The organism is Variovorax sp. GW821-FHT09D07 (genome assembly GCF_059416345.1).
On record NZ_JBWKOY010000005.1, the window covers coordinates 24,623 to 39,737 of the forward strand.

A 15,115-nucleotide genomic window follows, 5' to 3' on the forward strand; every position below is an offset into this window, starting at 1 on the left:
GAGGGCTCGAGAACGGGATGTCCTGGAAAGGGTTGCGCCAGGCGCCCTGCCCGGCACCACCCTGTATCGGGCGGAAGGACCGCCCGATACAGCCGTGTGGCTTACAGGTAGACGAGTTCGAAGGTCGACAGGCCATCCAGCGGGATCGCGTGGGTCAACGGCAGGTTGCTGCTCTTGTCGATGGCGGTCGTCACACGGATATCGGCCGTGACAGACCTGCTGGCAGCCGGCAGATTCGACTGGGTCTTGCTGAATGAAACAAGTTGATTCCCTTCACCCTTCAGGCCCCTCATGCCAAGGAACCCCCAATTGATTCCGCCGTCCTCGCTCGCAAGGGAAAGCGAGAAGCCTCCATCGGAGGTCTGACTCACAACCTGCAACGAATATGCGCCGATGTTCTTGTCATCCGACGCACCCAAGCCGAACTTCTCCTTCTCAGTAAGCCCCGGAACCGTTGCCAGCGAAGTGACCGCGGTCCCTGCGCGTTCGTCGATCACCTTGAAGCCGAACATCGCAGGCGCATCGCAGGTCATGCTCAGCTGGATCGACTTTTGCGCAAGCGTGGTCTGGGCCGTCGGGTTCAGCGAGCTGGCGGGGATCGTGCCGTAGTCGACCACGCCACCGCCTGCAAAGGCGGGCGTGCAAGCGGCCGGAACGATGGTGCCGGTGATCCGCAGTTCAGCGCTTTCGGCGCTCGCCGGGACAGGCGCGATCACCACGGCGGCCGCGCCAGCGAAGGCGGCGAGGGTTGCAATTCTCTTCACACGTATTTCCTCAAGAACTTCAAAAAAAGTTTCAACGAAGGATTCGTTGAGATCCTCCCCATCCCGAAACGCTGCCCTTGACGGCAGAGGAAACAAGAATGGAGATGGATCGACGGGCTGTTCGTCAGCCGCCGCTTACAGGTAGACGAGTTCGAACGTCGACAGGCCATCCAGCGGAATCTGCTGGGTCAGCGGCAGGTTGCTGCCCTTGTCGATGGCGGTCACCACACGGATGTCGGCCGTGATGGCGGTGTGGGCGCCTGGCACCGTTCCCGTGGCATTGGCGGCGAACGCAACGAGCGTGCCGCCGTCGCCGGTCATGCCGCCGGCAAAGTCCGACCAGGTGGCGCCGCCGTCCACGCTGTTGATGTGTTTGGTGCTGCCTTGATCGGCCGTCTCTTTCGTGATCTGCAACGAATAGGCGCCGATGTTCTTGCCATCCACAGCGCCCAGGCCGAACTTCGCATTCGTGGCATACCCCGGGATGGTTTCCAACGCGGCGACCGCCGTCGCAGCGCGTTCGTCGATCACCTTGAAGCCGAACAGCACAGGCGCATCGCAGGTCAGCGTCAGCTGGGTCGACTTGTCCGCGAGCGTGGTCTGGGCCGTCGGATTCAGCGAGCCGGAGGGAATGTTGCCGTAGTCGACCACGCCGCCGCCTGTGAAAACGGGCGTGCAGGCGGCCGGAATGATGGTGCCGGCGATCCGGAGCTCGGCGCTTTCGGCGCTCGCCTGGCCGGGCACGAACATCACGGCAGCCGCGCAGGTGACAGCGGCAAGGGTTGCAATTTTCTTCACTGGTATGTCCTCAAGAACTTCAAAAAAAAGGTTCAACGAAGGATTCGTTGAAACCCACCCATGGCCTCGAAACGATGCGTTTGACTGCACCGCAACGAACCCAATCCAACCGCCGATGCGTCGGGTTTCGCGTTGCAAGGGCCTTGCGCCTCTTGCAGCGAGTGCCCTTGAAAGTGCGCACGAAAAGCGTGTGAGCGGCGGCGTGTTTTCTTCCGATGGATTGTTCTTTTCGGGTGCTTTTCCCGATATAGAAATACAACGAAAAGCCGGGAGGTCGACTTAGGGATCGTTCGAAAATTCGAACCCGAGGCGGCGCGGGCTCGCGCATCCCCTCGTTGTGATGGTGTCGACGTGGGGGCGAGCCGCCTACGATCCGCCCACTGGGAGGGTCCTCATGGCACACCACCTCGCCGCGCAGCCGCTTCGCCTGATGGTGCTCGACGACCACGCGGTCGTCCGGCATGGCCTGATCGCCAGATTGGCGGACGAGCCCGACCTGTCGGTGGTCGGCAGCCATGCCACCAGCCGCGAACTGCTCGATGCCCTGGCCACCGTGGCGGCGGATGTCGTGCTCGTGGATTTCTCGCTCGGGCCTTCGGACATCGACGGGCTCAACCTCCTGCGGGCGCTGAAGGTCCGGCATCCGCGCAGCCGGACGATCGTCATCTCCGCGCACTACAGCGCGGCCACCGTGGCACTGGCGTTGAAAGCCGGCGCGCGCGGCTATGTCGGCAAGAACCAGGAACTGGACGAGCTCGTGGCGGCCGTGCGCACGGTGAGCAAGGGCCGCATCCACCTGCATCCCGACATGGCGGCGGACATCGCCACCCTTTCCGAGGCCGCGTCGCCCCACACCGACGCCGAGGCGCTCACGAAGAACCCGCAGCTGTCCCCGCGCGAGCGCGAGGTGCTGCGCTGCTGCCTGGAAGGCCTGTCGGTCACGCAGATCGCCGCGAAGTTCTCCCGCAACGTGAACACCATCAGCACGCAGAAACACGCGGCGTTCCGCAAGCTGGGCATCCGCACGGACAACGAGCTGTTCAAGATCCGCCACCAGCTGGACAAGACATGAATCCCTGGCGCGCTCTCGGGCGAGCGGCCCGGTGGACGATGTGCGGCGCGATGGCCCTCCCCGCCGGCCCCGCCTGGGCGCAGGCCCAGCCCCTCTTCACCGACGAGGAACAGCGCTGGATGAAGGCCAACCCCGTCGTGCGCTATGCCGCCGACACGCGGCTGAGCCCGCTGGAGTCCATCGAGCACGGCCGCTACAAGGGATTGATCGCGGAGTACCTCGACGCGGTCGCCCGCAAGTCGGGCCTGCGCTTCGAGCTGCACGCCACCCCCGACTGGCAGGAAGCCCAGCAGGCCTTCCTCGACGGCAAGGTCGACATGTTCCCGAACGCCAGCGCCCAGCGAACCACGCGCGAGGTCGGCGCCCGGCTGCGCCTGACCGATCCCTTCTTCGTGGCGCAGACGATCATCGTCACGCGCACCGACGCCCCCTTTGTCCTGCACATGAAGGACCTGGACGGCAAGGTGGCGGCCGTGCGCGGCGGGGGCACCTACGCCCATGTCTTCGCCGAGCGCTACCCCGGCGTGCGCGTGCTGCCCACCAGCGAACCGATGGAAAGCCTCGATGCGGTGATCACCGGCGAGGCCTACGCCGCCATCGGCTCCGATGCGGTGTTTTTGCCCATGATGCGCCGCAGGCATGCGCGCCAGCTGAGCATCTCCGGCACGATCGGCGATCTCCTGTACGTGGCCCAGATGGGCGTTCGCGCCGACCTGCCGCTGCTGCATTCGATCGTGAAGAAGTCGCTCGCCAGCCTCTCGGCGGCGGAGACCGGCCAGATGAACGACCGGTGGCTGGAGCAGACCGACTTCGGCGAGCCCTCGCTGCTGTCGATCGTGCGCTACCGCCTGCCGCAGCTGTTGCTGCTGCTCGGCGGCGTCGTGCTGCTCGGCTGGTTCGCCTGGCGCGCCCGCGTGGCGCAGCGCGCCGCGCAGAAGAGCGAGCGCACCAAGTCGAACTTCCTGGCGGTCATGAGTCACGAGATCCGCACGCCCATGAACGCGGTACTGGCCTCCATCGAGATGCTGGCGCACACGCCGCTGGATGCGCGCCAGAAGCGCTTCACGCGCACCGCCTCGGCGGCCGCCGAAGCCCTGCTGTCGCTGCTGGACGATGTGCTCGACCTCTCCAAGCTGGACGCCCGGCGCCTCGCGCTGGAACTGGTGCCCACCGACGTCGACGCGCTGGCACAGAAGGTGGCGCATGTGGCGCGCGTGAACGCGCAGGACAAGCCGCTGGTCATCGCGGTGCGCACGCACAACCCGTCGGGCCGGCAGGTGCTGATCGACCCCACGCGGTTGCGGCAAGTGCTGCTCAACCTGCTGGGCAATGCGGTGAAGTTCACCGAGCGCGGGCGCATCGACGTGACGCTGGAGCTTCTGGACGATGGCGACATGAACGGCCTGCTGACGGTCACGGTGAGCGACACCGGCATCGGCATTGCGCCCTCGCAGCAGGCCACCCTCTTCGATGCCTATTCGCAGGCCGACAACTCGACCACGCGGCGATTTGGCGGCACCGGCCTGGGGCTGACCATCTGCAAGGAGCTGGTCGAGTTGATGGGCGGCGAGATCCGGTTGACCAGCCGCCTCGGTGCGGGCACCTCGGTCGAGTTCGCCCTGCCGGTGAAGCTTGTATCGCCCCCACAAGAACTGTCCAAGGATGCCGCTGCGACGCATGGCAAACCGTCTTCCAGTCCTGCGGCCACCGTGCTGGTCGTGGAGGACCATCCAGGCAACCAGTTCATCATCGCGGAGCAGTTGCGCATGCTGGGCTACGACGCCCGGATCGAAGCCGACGGCGCGGCGGCACTGGCCGCGCTCGCGCCGCCACATCCTTTTGCGCTCGTGCTCATGGACTGCCACATGCCGGGGATGAGCGGCTACGAAGCAACGCGCCACATCCGACAGCGCGAGCGCGAGGCCGGCGTCACCCATCTGCCCGTGATCGCGATCTCGGCCGCGACCGACTCGGCGCACCTCGACGAATGCATGGAAAGCGGGATGGACGGCGTGCTCAAGAAGCCGCTGCGGCTGGACGAACTGTCGAGCATGCTGCAGCTCTGGCTGGGCGGGGCGCCGTCGTCGCCGCAACGTGCCGACACGGCCTTGCCGCCGCAGTTTCACGAGGCCATGGCGGAAGACCTTGCGGCGTTGCGCCGGGCGTTCGCTGCGGGCGATACCGCGAGTGCGGCGCACCATGCGCACCGGATCAGGGGCGCGGCCTTGATGGTCGACGCTGCGGCCGTGGCAGCGCCCGCCGATGCACTGGAGGAAATCGCCCGCGGCGAAACCGCTTCGGACCACATGCGCGTGGCGGACCTGCTGGACGCACTCCAGCTTGCGCTGTCGGCACAGGCGGCGTCCTGAGCAGACGGCGCCCTACGCTCCCGCCATCCGTTCTTTCATCAACCGCCGAAGAATCGCCAGCGCCGGCGCCTCGGTGCGCTGGCGCAAGGTCACCAGCCCGAAGCGCGCCGTGCCGCGCATCGGCGGCTCCATCCGCAACTCGACCAGGTCGGGTGCCGACTCGTGCACCGCGAGCAGCACCGTGTCGCTCTGGCGCACCACGTCGGCGATGCTGGGCAGTTCCTCGCACTGCAGCGTCACGCAGTTGGCCGGATGTGCCTGCGGGCCGTAGGTTTCGACCAACCCGCGCGCCACCTCGTCGCTCAGCGGCGTCGAGGCGATCGGGTAGCGCTGCACCGCCTCGAAACTCACGCCCTTGCGCAGCCGTGTGAGCGGATGGCCGCGGCGGCACAGGAAGGCGCCGCGCAGCTCGTACACGTGGGTCAGCACCAGGTCGGGCGCGGGCTTGAGCGCGCGCGCATCGACCACCAGCGCATCGAGGCTGCGCTCGCGCAATGCCTGCGCCAGCAGGTCGGTGCTGCCGCGCGCGATCACTGTGCGCACGGCCGGATGGTGCGTCGCCATGTGCAGCAGGAAGGGCGTCATCAGCAGCGCGCCCGGCCCCGAGCCCAGCCCGATGCGCACCGTGCCGCCCTCGCCTTCTCGCATCTGCCGGCCGCGGTCGCGCAGCGCCTCAGCCTCCGACACCAAGAGCCGCGCGCGCTCCAGCACCTCACGCCCGAAGACCGTGAGCTCGTTGCGCCGGCCGATGCGGTCGAACAGCGGCATGCCCAGCTCGTCTTCGAGCGCGCGCACGCTGCGGCTGAGCGCGGGCTGCGTCAGGTGCAGCGCCTGCGCCGACTGGCTGAACGAGCCCGTGTGGGCCAGCGAAATCAGGTGCCTCAGTTGAACCAGCGTCATGGCGAAAACCTCGTTTTCATGAATGCATTGAACTCATGCTAATGCAGCCAACAATGCATTGGACGTTGCGTCGGGCCGCTCCTAGCATTCCCCTGCATCCGGCCTCACGAGCCGGCACCACCCCAGGAGACATGACTTTGACGACGACTTCGCTCTTCCGATCCGCACTGCTGCTCGGCTGCGGGCTGATGCTGGCGGCCGCGGGCCCTGCCCGTGCCGACGGTTTTCCCGCCAAGCCCGTGAACCTGATGGTTCCCTACCCGGCCGGCGGCCCCTCGGACGCCACCGCGCGCATCTTCACCGTGCCGCTGGGCAAGGCGCTGGGCCAGCAGGTGGTCGTGGAAAACCTGGGCGGCGTGAGCGGCGCCATGGCCGCGCAGAAGGTGCTGGCCGCGCCGGCCGACGGCTACTACCTCTTCCAGGGCTCGCCCAACGAGATCATTCTTGCGCCGCTGGCCAATGCGGCCGTGAAGCTCAAGGCCGAAGACTTCCGCATGGTGCACCCGGTGGCCGAGGCCGTGATGGTCTTCGTTGCCCGCAAGGACCTGCCGGCCAACAGCGTCGACGAGCTCATTGCGCTGGCGCGCAAGTCGCCCGACAAGCCGCTGTCGTACGGCAGCGTGGGCATCGGCTCGCTGTACCACCTGATCCTCGAGAAGGTGCAGCTGGACACCGGCGTGAAGCTCATGCACGCGCCCTACAAGGGCAATGCGCCGCTGCTGCAGGACATCGGCGGCGGCCAGGTCGACTTTGCCGTGCTGGTCTACAGCGCCGCCATGGGCGCGCTGGCCGACCAGGGCCGGCTGAAGATCCTCGGCCAGCTCGGCGGGCAGCGCTCCGAGCTGCTGAAGAACGTGCCCACCGCCAGCGAAGGCAAGGAGCTGAAGAACGTCAACTACAAGACCTGGAGCGGCTTCTTCGTGCGCAAGAACACACCTGAAGACGTGGTGCAGAAGCTGCACCAGGCCGTCGGCGCGGCGCTGAAGGAAACGAGCGTGCGCGAGCAGCTCGCCGCCCAGACGCAGCTGGCCTCGCCGCAGACGACGCTGGCCGAATCGGCGAAGTTCTACGAAGCCGAGACCGCGCGCTACCGCGACATCGCCAAGTCCATCCGACTGGAACCCCAATGAGCACCACCGCCCTCCTGAACGACCTGCACGCCAGCGCCGACACCTTCATCGGCATCCGCCGCGACATCCACCAGCACCCCGAACTCGGCTTCGACGAGCACCGCACCTCGGCGCTGGTGGCCGAAAAGCTCCAGGCCTGGGGCTACACCGTCGAGCGCCACATCGGCGGCACCGGCGTGGTGGGCCGGCTGGTGCGCGGCAACGGCACGCGCCGCCTCGGCCTGCGCGCCGACATGGACGCCCTGCCCATCGACGAGGCCACGGGCCTGGCCTACGCCAGCGAACACACGGGCGTGATGCATGCCTGCGGCCACGACGGCCACACGGCGATGCTGCTGGCGGCAGCGCAGCACCTGGCCGAACGCGGGCGCTTCGACGGCACGCTGAACCTGATCTTCCAGCCCGCCGAGGAAGGCGGCGGCGGCGCGGTGCGCATGATCGACGACGGCCTGTTCGAGCGCTACCCCTGCGACGCCATCTTCGCGATGCACAACATGCCCGGCATGGCGCAGGGCCGGCTGGCGATGCGCGAAGGCCCGGCCATGGCCTCGTCCGACTACGCCACCGTCACGCTCACCGGCGTGGGCGGCCACGGCGCCATGCCGCACCGCGCGGCCGACCCCATCGTGGCCGCGGCCAGCATCGTGATGGCGCTGCAGAGCGTGGTCTCGCGCAACATCGATCCGCTGCAGATGGCGGTGGTCACGGTGGGCGCCATCCATGCGGGCAAGGCCAACAACGTGATCCCGCAAGGCGCGGTGCTCGAGGTCAGCGTGCGCGCCCTCGACCGCGAGGTGCGCAAGAAGATCGAAACCCGCATCAAGGCGCTGGTGGCCGCGCAGGCCGAGAGCTTCGGCGTGCAGGCGCAGATCGACTGGCGGCCCGGCTACGCGGTGCTGGTCAACACACCCGAAGAAACCGCCTTTGCGCGCACCGTGGCCGAAGAGCTCGTGGGCCCGGCGCAGGTCACCTGGCAGACGCCGCCGCTGCCGGGCAGCGAAGACTTCGCCTTCATGCTGGAGCGCGTGCCCGGCTGCTACCTGCTCATCGGCAATGGCGATGGCGACGCGCACGGCGCCTGCATGGTCCACAACCCGGGCTACGACTTCAACGACAGCAACGTTGCTGTGGGCGGCGCCTACTGGGTGCTGCTGACCGAGCGCTTCCTGCGCGCCGCGAACTGAACGTTCAAGAAGACTGCCGCGCGAGCCATTCGCGCGGCGACACGCCCACCTTCTGCGCGAACAGGCGCGACAGCGCCGAAGCGTTCGCGTAGCCGAGGCGGTCGGCAATCGTCTTGACCGACGCGCCCGTGCGCAGCTCGGCCTGCGCGATCGTCAGGCGCCACTGCGCCAGGTAGTCGGCGGGCGTCGCGCCCACCACCGACTTGAAGCGCGCGGCGAACGCGCTGCGCGACATGCCGGCCTCCGTGGCCATCTGTTCGAGCGGCCACGGCTCGCCCGGGCGCTCGTGCAGCGCGACCAGCACGCGCGCCAGCTGCGGATCGCCCAAGCCCGTCAGCAGGCCGGCGGGAACGCCGCTCTCCTGCGGATGGTCGAGCAGCCAGCGCAGCAGCTGGATCAGCACCACCTCGAACAGCCGGTCGGCCAGCAGGCGGTGCCCGCACAGCACGCGCCCGGTTTCCGCGAACAGCAGCGCCAGCGAAGCTTCGAGGCCGTCGACCGCATGCAGTGGCAGCAGCACCAGCGGCGGCAAGGCGCGCACCAGAGGGTGCGCCTCGCCGCCGTCGAAGTCGACCGTGGCGCAGACGAAATCCGAGCCTTCGGTGGGCGCGTTGTGGAAGTCGTGCGCCAGTGGGCGTGGGTAGAACAGCAGGCTGGGCTCCTTCACGACCAGCTTGCGCGGCACGCCGGCCGAACGCACCGACGGCGCCGAATGCGTGACCACCATCTCGCCGCGCTGCATCACATGCAGGAAGCTGCGCCCTTCCTTCGCCGCGAAGTGCGTCACGCCGCACAGCGGCCCCGTGTGGAACAGGTGGGCCCGGACACGGAAGCGTTCGAGCAGGGACGAGAGCCTGTCGATGGGCGGCGGGGGCGGTGCGCTCGGCATTGGACGAAAAGGTATGTTGAATGGATGAAAGCGTTCAAATCATACGGATTGCGGGAAGACACTGCTTGCATCGTCATCACCGAAAGGAAGTCTTCATGCCCCGCGTCAACCTCGTCACCGACACCGCCGCCACCGGCGACGCCCAGGTTCTGCTCTCTCAAATCCACGGTGCCTTCGGCGCCACGCCCAACATGTTCCGCGCCGTCGCCAACTCGCCCGCGGCGCTGCGCAGCCTCTGGGGATCGTTCGGTGCACTCGGCGGCGGCGTCATTCCGGCGCAGCTCGGCGAGCAGATCGCCGTGGCCGTTGCCGACCGCAACGCCTGCCACTACTGCCTTGCGGCGCACACCGCGCTGGGGCGCAAGGCGGGCGTGTCGGCCGCCGACGTGACCGCCGCGCAGGCCGGCGAATCGGCCGACCCGCGCACGGCGGCGGCGCTGCGCTTTGCGCTCAAGCTCGTCGATGCACGCGGCCAGGTCAGCGACGCCGACGTGCAGGCCCTGCGCGCCGTGGGCTTCGACGACCGGCACATCGTCGAGATCCTGGCCCACGTCGCGCTGAACCTGTTCACCAACTACGTGAACGTGGCGTTCCAGGTGCCGGTGGATTTCCCGCAGGTGAAGCTGCGCACCGAGGCAGCCTGACATGGCCTGGCCGCGCCCCGAGGCACCCGAGCTGCAGGTCGCGCAGTGGCTCAACACCGATGCGCCCGTCACGCTCGCGTCGCTGCGCGGCCGGGTCGTGGTGCTGCACGCGTTCCAGATGCTGTGCCCGGCCTGCGTGTCGCACGCCTTGCCGCAGGCGAAGAAGACTCAGAAACTGTTCGCCGCGAAAGACGTCGCGGTGATCGGCCTGCACTCGGTGTTCGAGCACCACGACGTCATGACGCCGGCCGCACTCGACGCCTTCGTGCGCGAGTACCGGCTGGGCTTTCCCATCGGCATCGACCAGCCCTCGCCCACCGGCGGCATTCCCGCCACGATGCGCGACTACCAGTGGCAGGGCACGCCGAGCACGGTGCTGGTCGACCGGCAGGGGCGCCTGCGCATGAGCCACTTCGGCCTGATCGACGACATGGCGCTGGGCGCCGCCATCGGGCAGCTCGCGGCCGAGGAGGCGCCCGCGCACCTCATTGCACAACCTGCAGACGATGCGTCGCCAGACGGCCCCTGCGACGACACCGCCTGCCGCGCCTGAAAGAAGAAAGGACACTCGCCGCATGCCATGCATCGCCCTGCAACACCTCGCCTTCGAAGACCTCGGGCGCTTCGCGAACGTGCTCACCCACGCCGGCCACGCCATCGACTACCGGCAAGCGGGCCCGTCAGCGCTCAGCGCCGACGAATGGCGCCACGCCGACCTCGTCGTGGTGCTCGGCGGCCCCATCGGGGCGTACGACACGGCGACCTACCCCTGGCTCGCCGAAGCGATCGCCGGCCTGCGCGAACGGCTGGCGCTGCGGCGCCCCACGCTGGGCCTGTGCCTGGGCGCACAGCTCATGGCCCGCGCGCTCGGCGCGCGCGTGTCCCCGTCGGGGCACACGGAGATCGGCTGGGCGCCGGTCGACCTGAGCGCGGCGGGCCGGGCCTCGTGCCTCGCGGCGCTGGACGGCGAACCCGTGCTGCACTGGCACGGCGACACCTTCGACCTGCCGCCCGGCGCCGAATTGCTGGCGAGCACCGCACGCACGCCGCACCAGGCGTTCCGCCACGGCCGCCATGCGCTCGCGCTGCAGTTCCACCCCGAGGCCGACCCCGCACGCATCGAGCCCTGGCTCATCGGGCACCACCACGAACTGGCCGCGGCCGGCATCGACATCCCCGCGCTGCGCGCCCGCAGCGCCGAGCTGGCCGAGGTGCGCTCCGATGCCGCGACGCGCATGCTGACCGCATGGCTGGCTCAGCTCGCATGACGCAGCCCGCCCTGCCCATCGACGCGCTGCTGGTCGGCCCCGTGGCCCTGCTGCCCGACGGCCGCACGCGCAGCGGTATCCGCAAGACGCCGACGGCCGATGCGCTGTGGCTGTCGCCCACCGGCCTGCAGGGCGACGCGCAGGCCGACCTGCGCATCCACGGCGGTGTCGAGAAGGCCGTACACCACTACCCGCGCGAGCACTACGCCGGCTGGGCGGCGGGCGGTCACTGCACCGAACAGCTGGCGCACGCGGGCGCCTTCGGCGAGAACATCTCGACCACGGGCTGGGACGAATCGACCGTGTGCATCGGCGACGTGGTGCAGCTCGGCGACGCGCGGGTGCAGGTGTCGCAGGGCCGGCAGCCCTGCTGGAAGCTCGATGCCCACTTCGGCAGGCCCGGCATGGCGCGCGAGATGCAGGCGCGCGGCTGCACGGGCTGGTACTACCGCGTGCTCGAGCCCGGCTGGGTACGGGCCGGCGCCCTGGCCACGCGCGTGGAGCGCCCGCATCCCGAGTGGCCGCTGTCGCGCCTCATCGCGCTGCTGTTCTCGCGCGACGCGCGCTTCGCCCCCGAATGGGAACGGGCCGCCGCCCTGCCCGCGTTGGCCGAGCGCTGGCGCGCCACGTTTCGCAAGCGGGTGGATGCGGGGCGCGTCGAAGACTGGGAGCCGCGGCTGCGGGCACCTGAGGCCTGACGCGGCTCAGAACGCCAGCACGCGCCGGAACGGCCGCGCCGCGGCATCGTTGCCCGCCGAGACCGTCAGCAGCAGCTCCACCCCGGTGGCCGGCGCGCGCGCCGGCGCCACGCCGGGCAGGCGGCGCCAGCCCAGGCCGGGCTCCCAGGCGCGCAGCTGGAAGATGGCGACACCGTCGAGCACCGCCACCCGGTCCGCAGGCTGTGGCGCCTGCAGCGGGAACACGGCCGACACGGGCCCCGCCGCGCGGTAGAGCACATCGCTGCGCACCCACCACTGCACGCGCTGCCACTGCCCGGGTGCGGCGGGCGCGGTGCGCACGATCTCGACCACGAACGGCGCGCCGTTCGGCTGGCGCGCCTGCATCGCCACTGGCAGCAGCGGCATGGCGGCCGAAGGATTCGCCGATGCGGCCGCCGGCGCCGGCAGCTCGGTGGTCGCGCGCAAGGCCACGTCGCGCTCGAACTGGTCCAGCGCGCGCAGCAGCCGGGCCACGCGCTCGGTGCGGTCCTCGAGCTGGTCGTTCGCGCGGCTCACGCTGTCCAGGCCGCGCCAGGACATCACGGCGAGCACGGCCATGAGCGCGATGGCGATCATCACCTCGACCAGCGTGAAGCCGCGCTGCATCGGCCTCATGGCGGTGCGCTGCGCGTGTGCAGCGTGGCCAGCAGCCGGTCTTCGTCGTCGGCCGCGTAGACCTGCACGCGCACGGGCCGCAAGCCATCGACCACGGTCCCCACCTCCAGCCGGCAGACGAAGCGGATGCCGCCCTGCGGACACTCGCTGCGCGACACGCCCGGCGTGGTGGGCGCGCCGCCCAGCTGCAGCTCCGCCAGCTGGTTGCCCGCCGACAGCATCGCCAGCGACTGCCGCTCCAGCAGGCCGAGGTTGCCGATGGTGAGGCTCGAGGCGCGCACGATCGCGGCCAGCGCGATGCTCACGATGGTCAGCGCGATGAGGATTTCGATCAGCGTGAAACCGCGCGCTTTAGCGCACATGGAAGGCTCCTGACGCATCCCGCGTCACCGTCACCGTGGCCGCACCATGCCGCAGTTCGCGCTGCCAGCTCGCGCCCACGGGCTCCGACGTGAGCACGACCGGCCCCGCCGGCACGACCTCGACCGGCCCCACGCGCCAGCCGCGCGGACGCAGTTCGTCGTCGGCCGCGAAGGTGTCGAGCGCGCCGAGCGTCGTCACCTGCGGGATCGCGCTGCCGCCCCGCTGCACCCAGGTGCCGCGCGCAAAGCGGTAGCCCTCGGCATCGGCCTGCCACGCGATCGTGCGGCCGTCCACGCGCACCTCGTTCTGCGCCACGGCCAGGTGCCGCACCAGCTCGCGTGCGTCGCGCCGCAGTTCCTGCGCGGGGTCGGGCGCGATGCCCAGGCTGATCGCGGCGGTGGCGATGCCGACGATGACCAGCACGATCATGAGTTCGATCAGCGAGAAGCCGCGCTCCCCGCCCGTGCGTGGTCGCATGCCGCTCGTCGTCCCGTCGTGGAAACACGCCATGCGGCCGATGCTAGGCAGGCTGCGTGATGCCGCGATGAAACGCCGTGCTGACACGAAACCCCAACGCCCGCGTGATAGACACAGGGGGTGCCCGCCGCCCTCGCGGCCCGCTGACCGCCCTTCACCATGCGCCCCTTCACGCCACCTTCCGCCCGCCTTCTCGTTCATGCCGCGGGCCTGTCGCTGGTCGTGGCCGGTGTCGTGACCTGGGGCCGGCTGCTCACGCCGGCCGCGCCGCCGGTGCGCGCCGCGCCCGCACAGGCCGCTGTCGCCGATCCCACGGCCGATGCGCTCGCCGCCTGGTTCGGGCCCGGCGAGGTCCGCGCGAACATCGCGGTCAAGGGGTTGATCAAGGGCGCGGGCCAGGCCGGTGTGGCCGTGCTGTCGGTGAACGACGGCGCGCCGCAGCCCTACCGGGTCGGCGATGCGCTGGGCCGCGCGCTCACGCTCGCGGGCATCGAGGCCGATGCGGTGACGGTCGACAAGGCCGGCACCTCGCTGCGCATCGCCGCGCCGGTGCTGCCCACGGCGCCCGGCATCGTGCGCGCCGCGCCCTGAACCTGCGCGGCGCTCAGGGCGCCGTTTCGCGCGGGCGCGCATCCGGCGCCGAGGCCCAGTTCGACAGCGCATGCAGCAGCCCGCGGTTGACGCGGAAATCGCCGTCGCCCGACTCCGGCAGGAAGGCGCCCGACAGCGCCCGCGTCACCACGCGCACCGCACGCGGATCGCCGCCGAAGGCTTCGAGCTCGCGCGCAAAGGCAGCGCGCGCGGGCAGCTCGTCGGCAAACCGCTCGAAGCCCACGAACCAGCGAAAGAGCATGTTGTAGGCCAGGCTCTCGTGCACCTTCTGCGCATCTTCGAGCGAATAGATGATCTGCAGCATCAGGCTCTTGAACAGCGTCGCGGCATCGACCGTGCCGCCGTGCTGGCGCTCCAGCTCGGCCAGCAGCGTGCGTTCGCAGCGCAGCGTGTCTTCCACCTGGTCGCGCAGCGCCACCAGCGGGTGGCTCTGCGGCACCAGCGCGCGCAGGTTGTCGGCCTGCACCCAGGCCTGGTGGCTCACGATCCAGACCCAGGGCGAGCCGTAGCGGTTGACCGCAACGGGGCCTTCGCGCGCGCGCTCGACGATCTTCGAGAGCCGGGCATCGAGCTCCTGCATGGTGACCCGCAACGGCGACATCCACTTCATCTCGTTCGCTCCCTTCACGTTGCCGCGCCGTCGCGGCGCAATTCGGCCAGCGCCTGCCGCAGCGTGGTGTCGACCCGCCGCGCCGTCGTGCCCTGGCGCCGGGCCACCTCCTGGCGCGACATCTCGTGCCAGCGCAGCGCCAGCAGCACCGAGCGGTGGCGTTGCGGCAGGCGCGCCATGGCGCGGTCGACGGCGGCGACGTCCGAGCGGGCCTGCGCGATCTGCGCCGGACCGGGGCGCGGGTCGGCCATCGCCTCGAGGTCGGCGCCCTCCGCGCTCACGCCCTGCCAGCGCTTGCGTGCGCGGATGCGGTCCATCGCGAGGTTGGACGCCACGCGGTACACGTAGGCGTCGGGGTTCGCAGGTACCTCCTGCAGCGTGCATTCGCCCAGCCGCAGCCAGGCCTCGTGCAGGCATTCGCTGGCGAGGTCCGCGCAGCCGAGCTGCCGTTCGAGGCGCCGTTGCAGCGGCGCGTACTGTGCCACGAGGTGCTGCTGCAGCTGCACGCCCGGCGTCGGCGCCGCCACCGGCCGTGGGGCCGGGCGCAGCGCAGGCAGCGCAACCCGGTCGTCGATCAGGCGCCAGACCGAAGGCCGCATCGAGGAGAACCGGTCCGGGGCGCGTCGCAAGGCGTGAGGATGGGGAGTCATGGTCGGTTTCGCTGAGCGCCCGCCGCGCCGCCCCCGGACTCTCCGGTGGCG

At 69.8% G+C, this 15,115-nt stretch carries 18 protein-coding genes; 9 read left to right on the forward strand and 9 right to left on the reverse strand.

What is annotated here, in order from left to right; translation table 11 throughout:
* Positions 1-101: 101 nt before the first annotated feature.
* Complete coding sequence (locus AC07OX_RS18915) at positions 102-764, reverse strand: DUF1120 domain-containing protein (RefSeq protein ID WP_495261531.1); 663 nt, start codon at positions 762-764, stop codon at positions 102-104.
* Positions 765-899: 135 nt separating this feature from the next.
* A complete protein-coding gene (locus AC07OX_RS18920) occupies positions 900-1,562 on the reverse strand; it encodes a DUF1120 domain-containing protein (RefSeq protein WP_495261532.1) in 663 nt (220 codons plus the stop codon).
* A gap of 394 nt (positions 1,563-1,956) precedes the next feature.
* On the opposite strand from AC07OX_RS18920, the gene AC07OX_RS18925 reads away from it, so the two are divergent.
* On the forward strand, positions 1,957-2,634 hold the full coding sequence (locus tag AC07OX_RS18925) for a response regulator (protein WP_495261533.1): 678 nt from the start codon (positions 1,957-1,959) through the stop codon (positions 2,632-2,634).
* Between the two features lie 50 nt (positions 2,635-2,684).
* Positions 2,685-5,003, forward strand: coding sequence for an ATP-binding protein (locus AC07OX_RS18930; protein WP_495261534.1), 2,319 nt, complete (start codon positions 2,685-2,687; stop codon positions 5,001-5,003).
* Between the two features lie 12 nt (positions 5,004-5,015).
* On the opposite strand, the gene AC07OX_RS18935 is transcribed toward AC07OX_RS18930, so the two are convergent.
* Positions 5,016-5,903 carry a LysR family transcriptional regulator gene (locus tag AC07OX_RS18935; RefSeq protein WP_095745258.1) on the reverse strand — a complete coding sequence of 296 codons (888 nt, stop codon included), beginning with the start codon at positions 5,901-5,903 and terminating at the stop codon, positions 5,016-5,018.
* A 131-nt stretch (positions 5,904-6,034) separates the two neighbouring features.
* Here AC07OX_RS18935 and AC07OX_RS18940 point away from each other — a divergent pair, with 131 nt between their 5' ends.
* Positions 6,035-7,033, forward strand: coding sequence for a tripartite tricarboxylate transporter substrate binding protein (locus AC07OX_RS18940; RefSeq protein WP_062472854.1), 999 nt, complete (start codon positions 6,035-6,037; stop codon positions 7,031-7,033).
* Positions 7,030-8,217, forward strand: a complete 1,188-nt coding sequence (locus AC07OX_RS18945; RefSeq protein WP_495261535.1) for a M20 aminoacylase family protein — start codon at positions 7,030-7,032, stop codon at positions 8,215-8,217. The genes AC07OX_RS18940 and AC07OX_RS18945 overlap by 4 nt, the downstream gene beginning before the upstream one ends.
* Before the next feature lie 4 nt (positions 8,218-8,221).
* On the opposite strand, the gene AC07OX_RS18950 is transcribed toward AC07OX_RS18945, so the two are convergent.
* Positions 8,222-9,106 (reverse strand): cupin domain-containing protein, encoded by an 885-nt coding sequence (locus AC07OX_RS18950; RefSeq protein WP_495261536.1) that lies wholly within the window; start codon positions 9,104-9,106, stop codon positions 8,222-8,224.
* Between the two features lie 95 nt (positions 9,107-9,201).
* On the opposite strand from AC07OX_RS18950, the gene AC07OX_RS18955 reads away from it, so the two are divergent.
* From AC07OX_RS18955 to AC07OX_RS18970, 4 genes are read left to right on the forward strand one after another with little or no spacing between them, the layout of a single operon-like run.
* A complete protein-coding gene (locus tag AC07OX_RS18955; RefSeq protein WP_495261537.1) occupies positions 9,202-9,750 on the forward strand; it encodes a carboxymuconolactone decarboxylase family protein in 549 nt (182 codons plus the stop codon).
* A 1-nt stretch (position 9,751) separates the two neighbouring features.
* Positions 9,752-10,303 (forward strand): redoxin family protein, encoded by a 552-nt coding sequence (locus AC07OX_RS18960; protein ID WP_095745254.1) that lies wholly within the window; start codon positions 9,752-9,754, stop codon positions 10,301-10,303.
* Between the two features lie 22 nt (positions 10,304-10,325).
* Positions 10,326-11,018 carry a glutamine amidotransferase gene (locus tag AC07OX_RS18965; protein ID WP_495261538.1) on the forward strand — a complete coding sequence of 231 codons (693 nt, stop codon included), beginning with the start codon at positions 10,326-10,328 and terminating at the stop codon, positions 11,016-11,018.
* Positions 11,015-11,716 (forward strand): MOSC domain-containing protein, encoded by a 702-nt coding sequence (locus AC07OX_RS18970; RefSeq protein WP_495261539.1) that lies wholly within the window; start codon positions 11,015-11,017, stop codon positions 11,714-11,716. The genes AC07OX_RS18965 and AC07OX_RS18970 overlap by 4 nt, the downstream gene beginning before the upstream one ends.
* Before the next feature lie 6 nt (positions 11,717-11,722).
* Here the strand turns inward: AC07OX_RS18970 and AC07OX_RS18975 are convergent, their stop codons facing one another.
* Genes AC07OX_RS18975 through AC07OX_RS18985 form a run of 3 tightly spaced genes read right to left on the reverse strand, consistent with a single transcriptional unit; the run spans position 11,723 to position 13,192 of the window.
* Positions 11,723-12,352 carry a type II secretion system protein GspJ gene (locus AC07OX_RS18975; RefSeq protein ID WP_495261540.1) on the reverse strand — a complete coding sequence of 210 codons (630 nt, stop codon included), beginning with the start codon at positions 12,350-12,352 and terminating at the stop codon, positions 11,723-11,725.
* On the reverse strand, positions 12,349-12,714 hold the full coding sequence (gene gspI / locus AC07OX_RS18980; protein WP_495261541.1) for a type II secretion system minor pseudopilin GspI: 366 nt from the start codon (positions 12,712-12,714) through the stop codon (positions 12,349-12,351). The genes AC07OX_RS18975 and gspI overlap by 4 nt, the downstream gene beginning before the upstream one ends.
* The gene (locus AC07OX_RS18985) at positions 12,704-13,192 is read right to left on the reverse strand and encodes a prepilin-type N-terminal cleavage/methylation domain-containing protein (RefSeq protein ID WP_495261542.1); all 489 of its coding nucleotides are present in this window, start codon (positions 13,190-13,192) and stop codon (positions 12,704-12,706) included. Before AC07OX_RS18985 ends, gspI begins: the two co-directional genes overlap by 11 nt.
* A 159-nt stretch (positions 13,193-13,351) precedes the next feature.
* Here AC07OX_RS18985 and AC07OX_RS18990 point away from each other — a divergent pair, with 159 nt between their 5' ends.
* The gene (locus AC07OX_RS18990; protein WP_495261543.1) at positions 13,352-13,783 is read left to right on the forward strand and encodes a type II secretion system protein N; all 432 of its coding nucleotides are present in this window, start codon (positions 13,352-13,354) and stop codon (positions 13,781-13,783) included.
* A gap of 13 nt (positions 13,784-13,796) precedes the next feature.
* On the opposite strand, the gene AC07OX_RS18995 is transcribed toward AC07OX_RS18990, so the two are convergent.
* Together AC07OX_RS18995 and AC07OX_RS19000 are read right to left on the reverse strand one after the other, a co-directional pair.
* Positions 13,797-14,414 (reverse strand): transposase, encoded by a 618-nt coding sequence (locus AC07OX_RS18995; protein WP_495261544.1) that lies wholly within the window; start codon positions 14,412-14,414, stop codon positions 13,797-13,799.
* A gap of 14 nt (positions 14,415-14,428) precedes the next feature.
* A complete protein-coding gene (locus tag AC07OX_RS19000; protein ID WP_447743973.1) occupies positions 14,429-15,064 on the reverse strand; it encodes an RNA polymerase sigma factor in 636 nt (211 codons plus the stop codon).
* Between the last annotated feature and the right edge of the window lie 51 nt (positions 15,065-15,115).

Bases quoted from the DNA above. Each gene is read 5' to 3' on its own strand.
- AC07OX_RS18940 (WP_062472854.1), top strand. From the start codon at position 6,035: ATGACTTTGACGACGACTTCGCTCTTCCGATCCGCACTGCTGCTCGGC.
- AC07OX_RS18960 (WP_095745254.1), top strand. From the start codon at position 9,752: ATGGCCTGGCCGCGCCCCGAGGCACCCGAGCTGCAGGTCGCGCAGTGG.
- AC07OX_RS19000 (WP_447743973.1), bottom strand. From the start codon at position 15,064: ATGACTCCCCATCCTCACGCCTTGCGACGCGCCCCGGACCGGTTCTCC.
- AC07OX_RS18935 (WP_095745258.1), bottom strand. From the start codon at position 5,903: ATGACGCTGGTTCAACTGAGGCACCTGATTTCGCTGGCCCACACGGGC.
- AC07OX_RS18930 (WP_495261534.1), top strand. From the start codon at position 2,685: ATGGCCCTCCCCGCCGGCCCCGCCTGGGCGCAGGCCCAGCCCCTCTTC.
- AC07OX_RS18925 (WP_495261533.1), top strand. From the start codon at position 1,957: ATGGCACACCACCTCGCCGCGCAGCCGCTTCGCCTGATGGTGCTCGAC.
- AC07OX_RS18965 (WP_495261538.1), top strand. From the start codon at position 10,326: ATGCCATGCATCGCCCTGCAACACCTCGCCTTCGAAGACCTCGGGCGC.
- AC07OX_RS18990 (WP_495261543.1), top strand. From the start codon at position 13,352: ATGCGCCCCTTCACGCCACCTTCCGCCCGCCTTCTCGTTCATGCCGCG.
- AC07OX_RS18995 (WP_495261544.1), bottom strand. From the start codon at position 14,414: ATGAAGTGGATGTCGCCGTTGCGGGTCACCATGCAGGAGCTCGATGCC.
- AC07OX_RS18975 (WP_495261540.1), bottom strand. From the start codon at position 12,352: ATGAGGCCGATGCAGCGCGGCTTCACGCTGGTCGAGGTGATGATCGCC.
- AC07OX_RS18985 (WP_495261542.1), bottom strand. From the start codon at position 13,192: ATGCGACCACGCACGGGCGGGGAGCGCGGCTTCTCGCTGATCGAACTC.
- AC07OX_RS18955 (WP_495261537.1), top strand. From the start codon at position 9,202: ATGCCCCGCGTCAACCTCGTCACCGACACCGCCGCCACCGGCGACGCC.
- AC07OX_RS18950 (WP_495261536.1), bottom strand. From the start codon at position 9,106: ATGCCGAGCGCACCGCCCCCGCCGCCCATCGACAGGCTCTCGTCCCTG.
- AC07OX_RS18970 (WP_495261539.1), top strand. From the start codon at position 11,015: ATGACGCAGCCCGCCCTGCCCATCGACGCGCTGCTGGTCGGCCCCGTG.
- gspI (WP_495261541.1), bottom strand. From the start codon at position 12,714: ATGTGCGCTAAAGCGCGCGGTTTCACGCTGATCGAAATCCTCATCGCG.
- AC07OX_RS18945 (WP_495261535.1), top strand. From the start codon at position 7,030: ATGAGCACCACCGCCCTCCTGAACGACCTGCACGCCAGCGCCGACACC.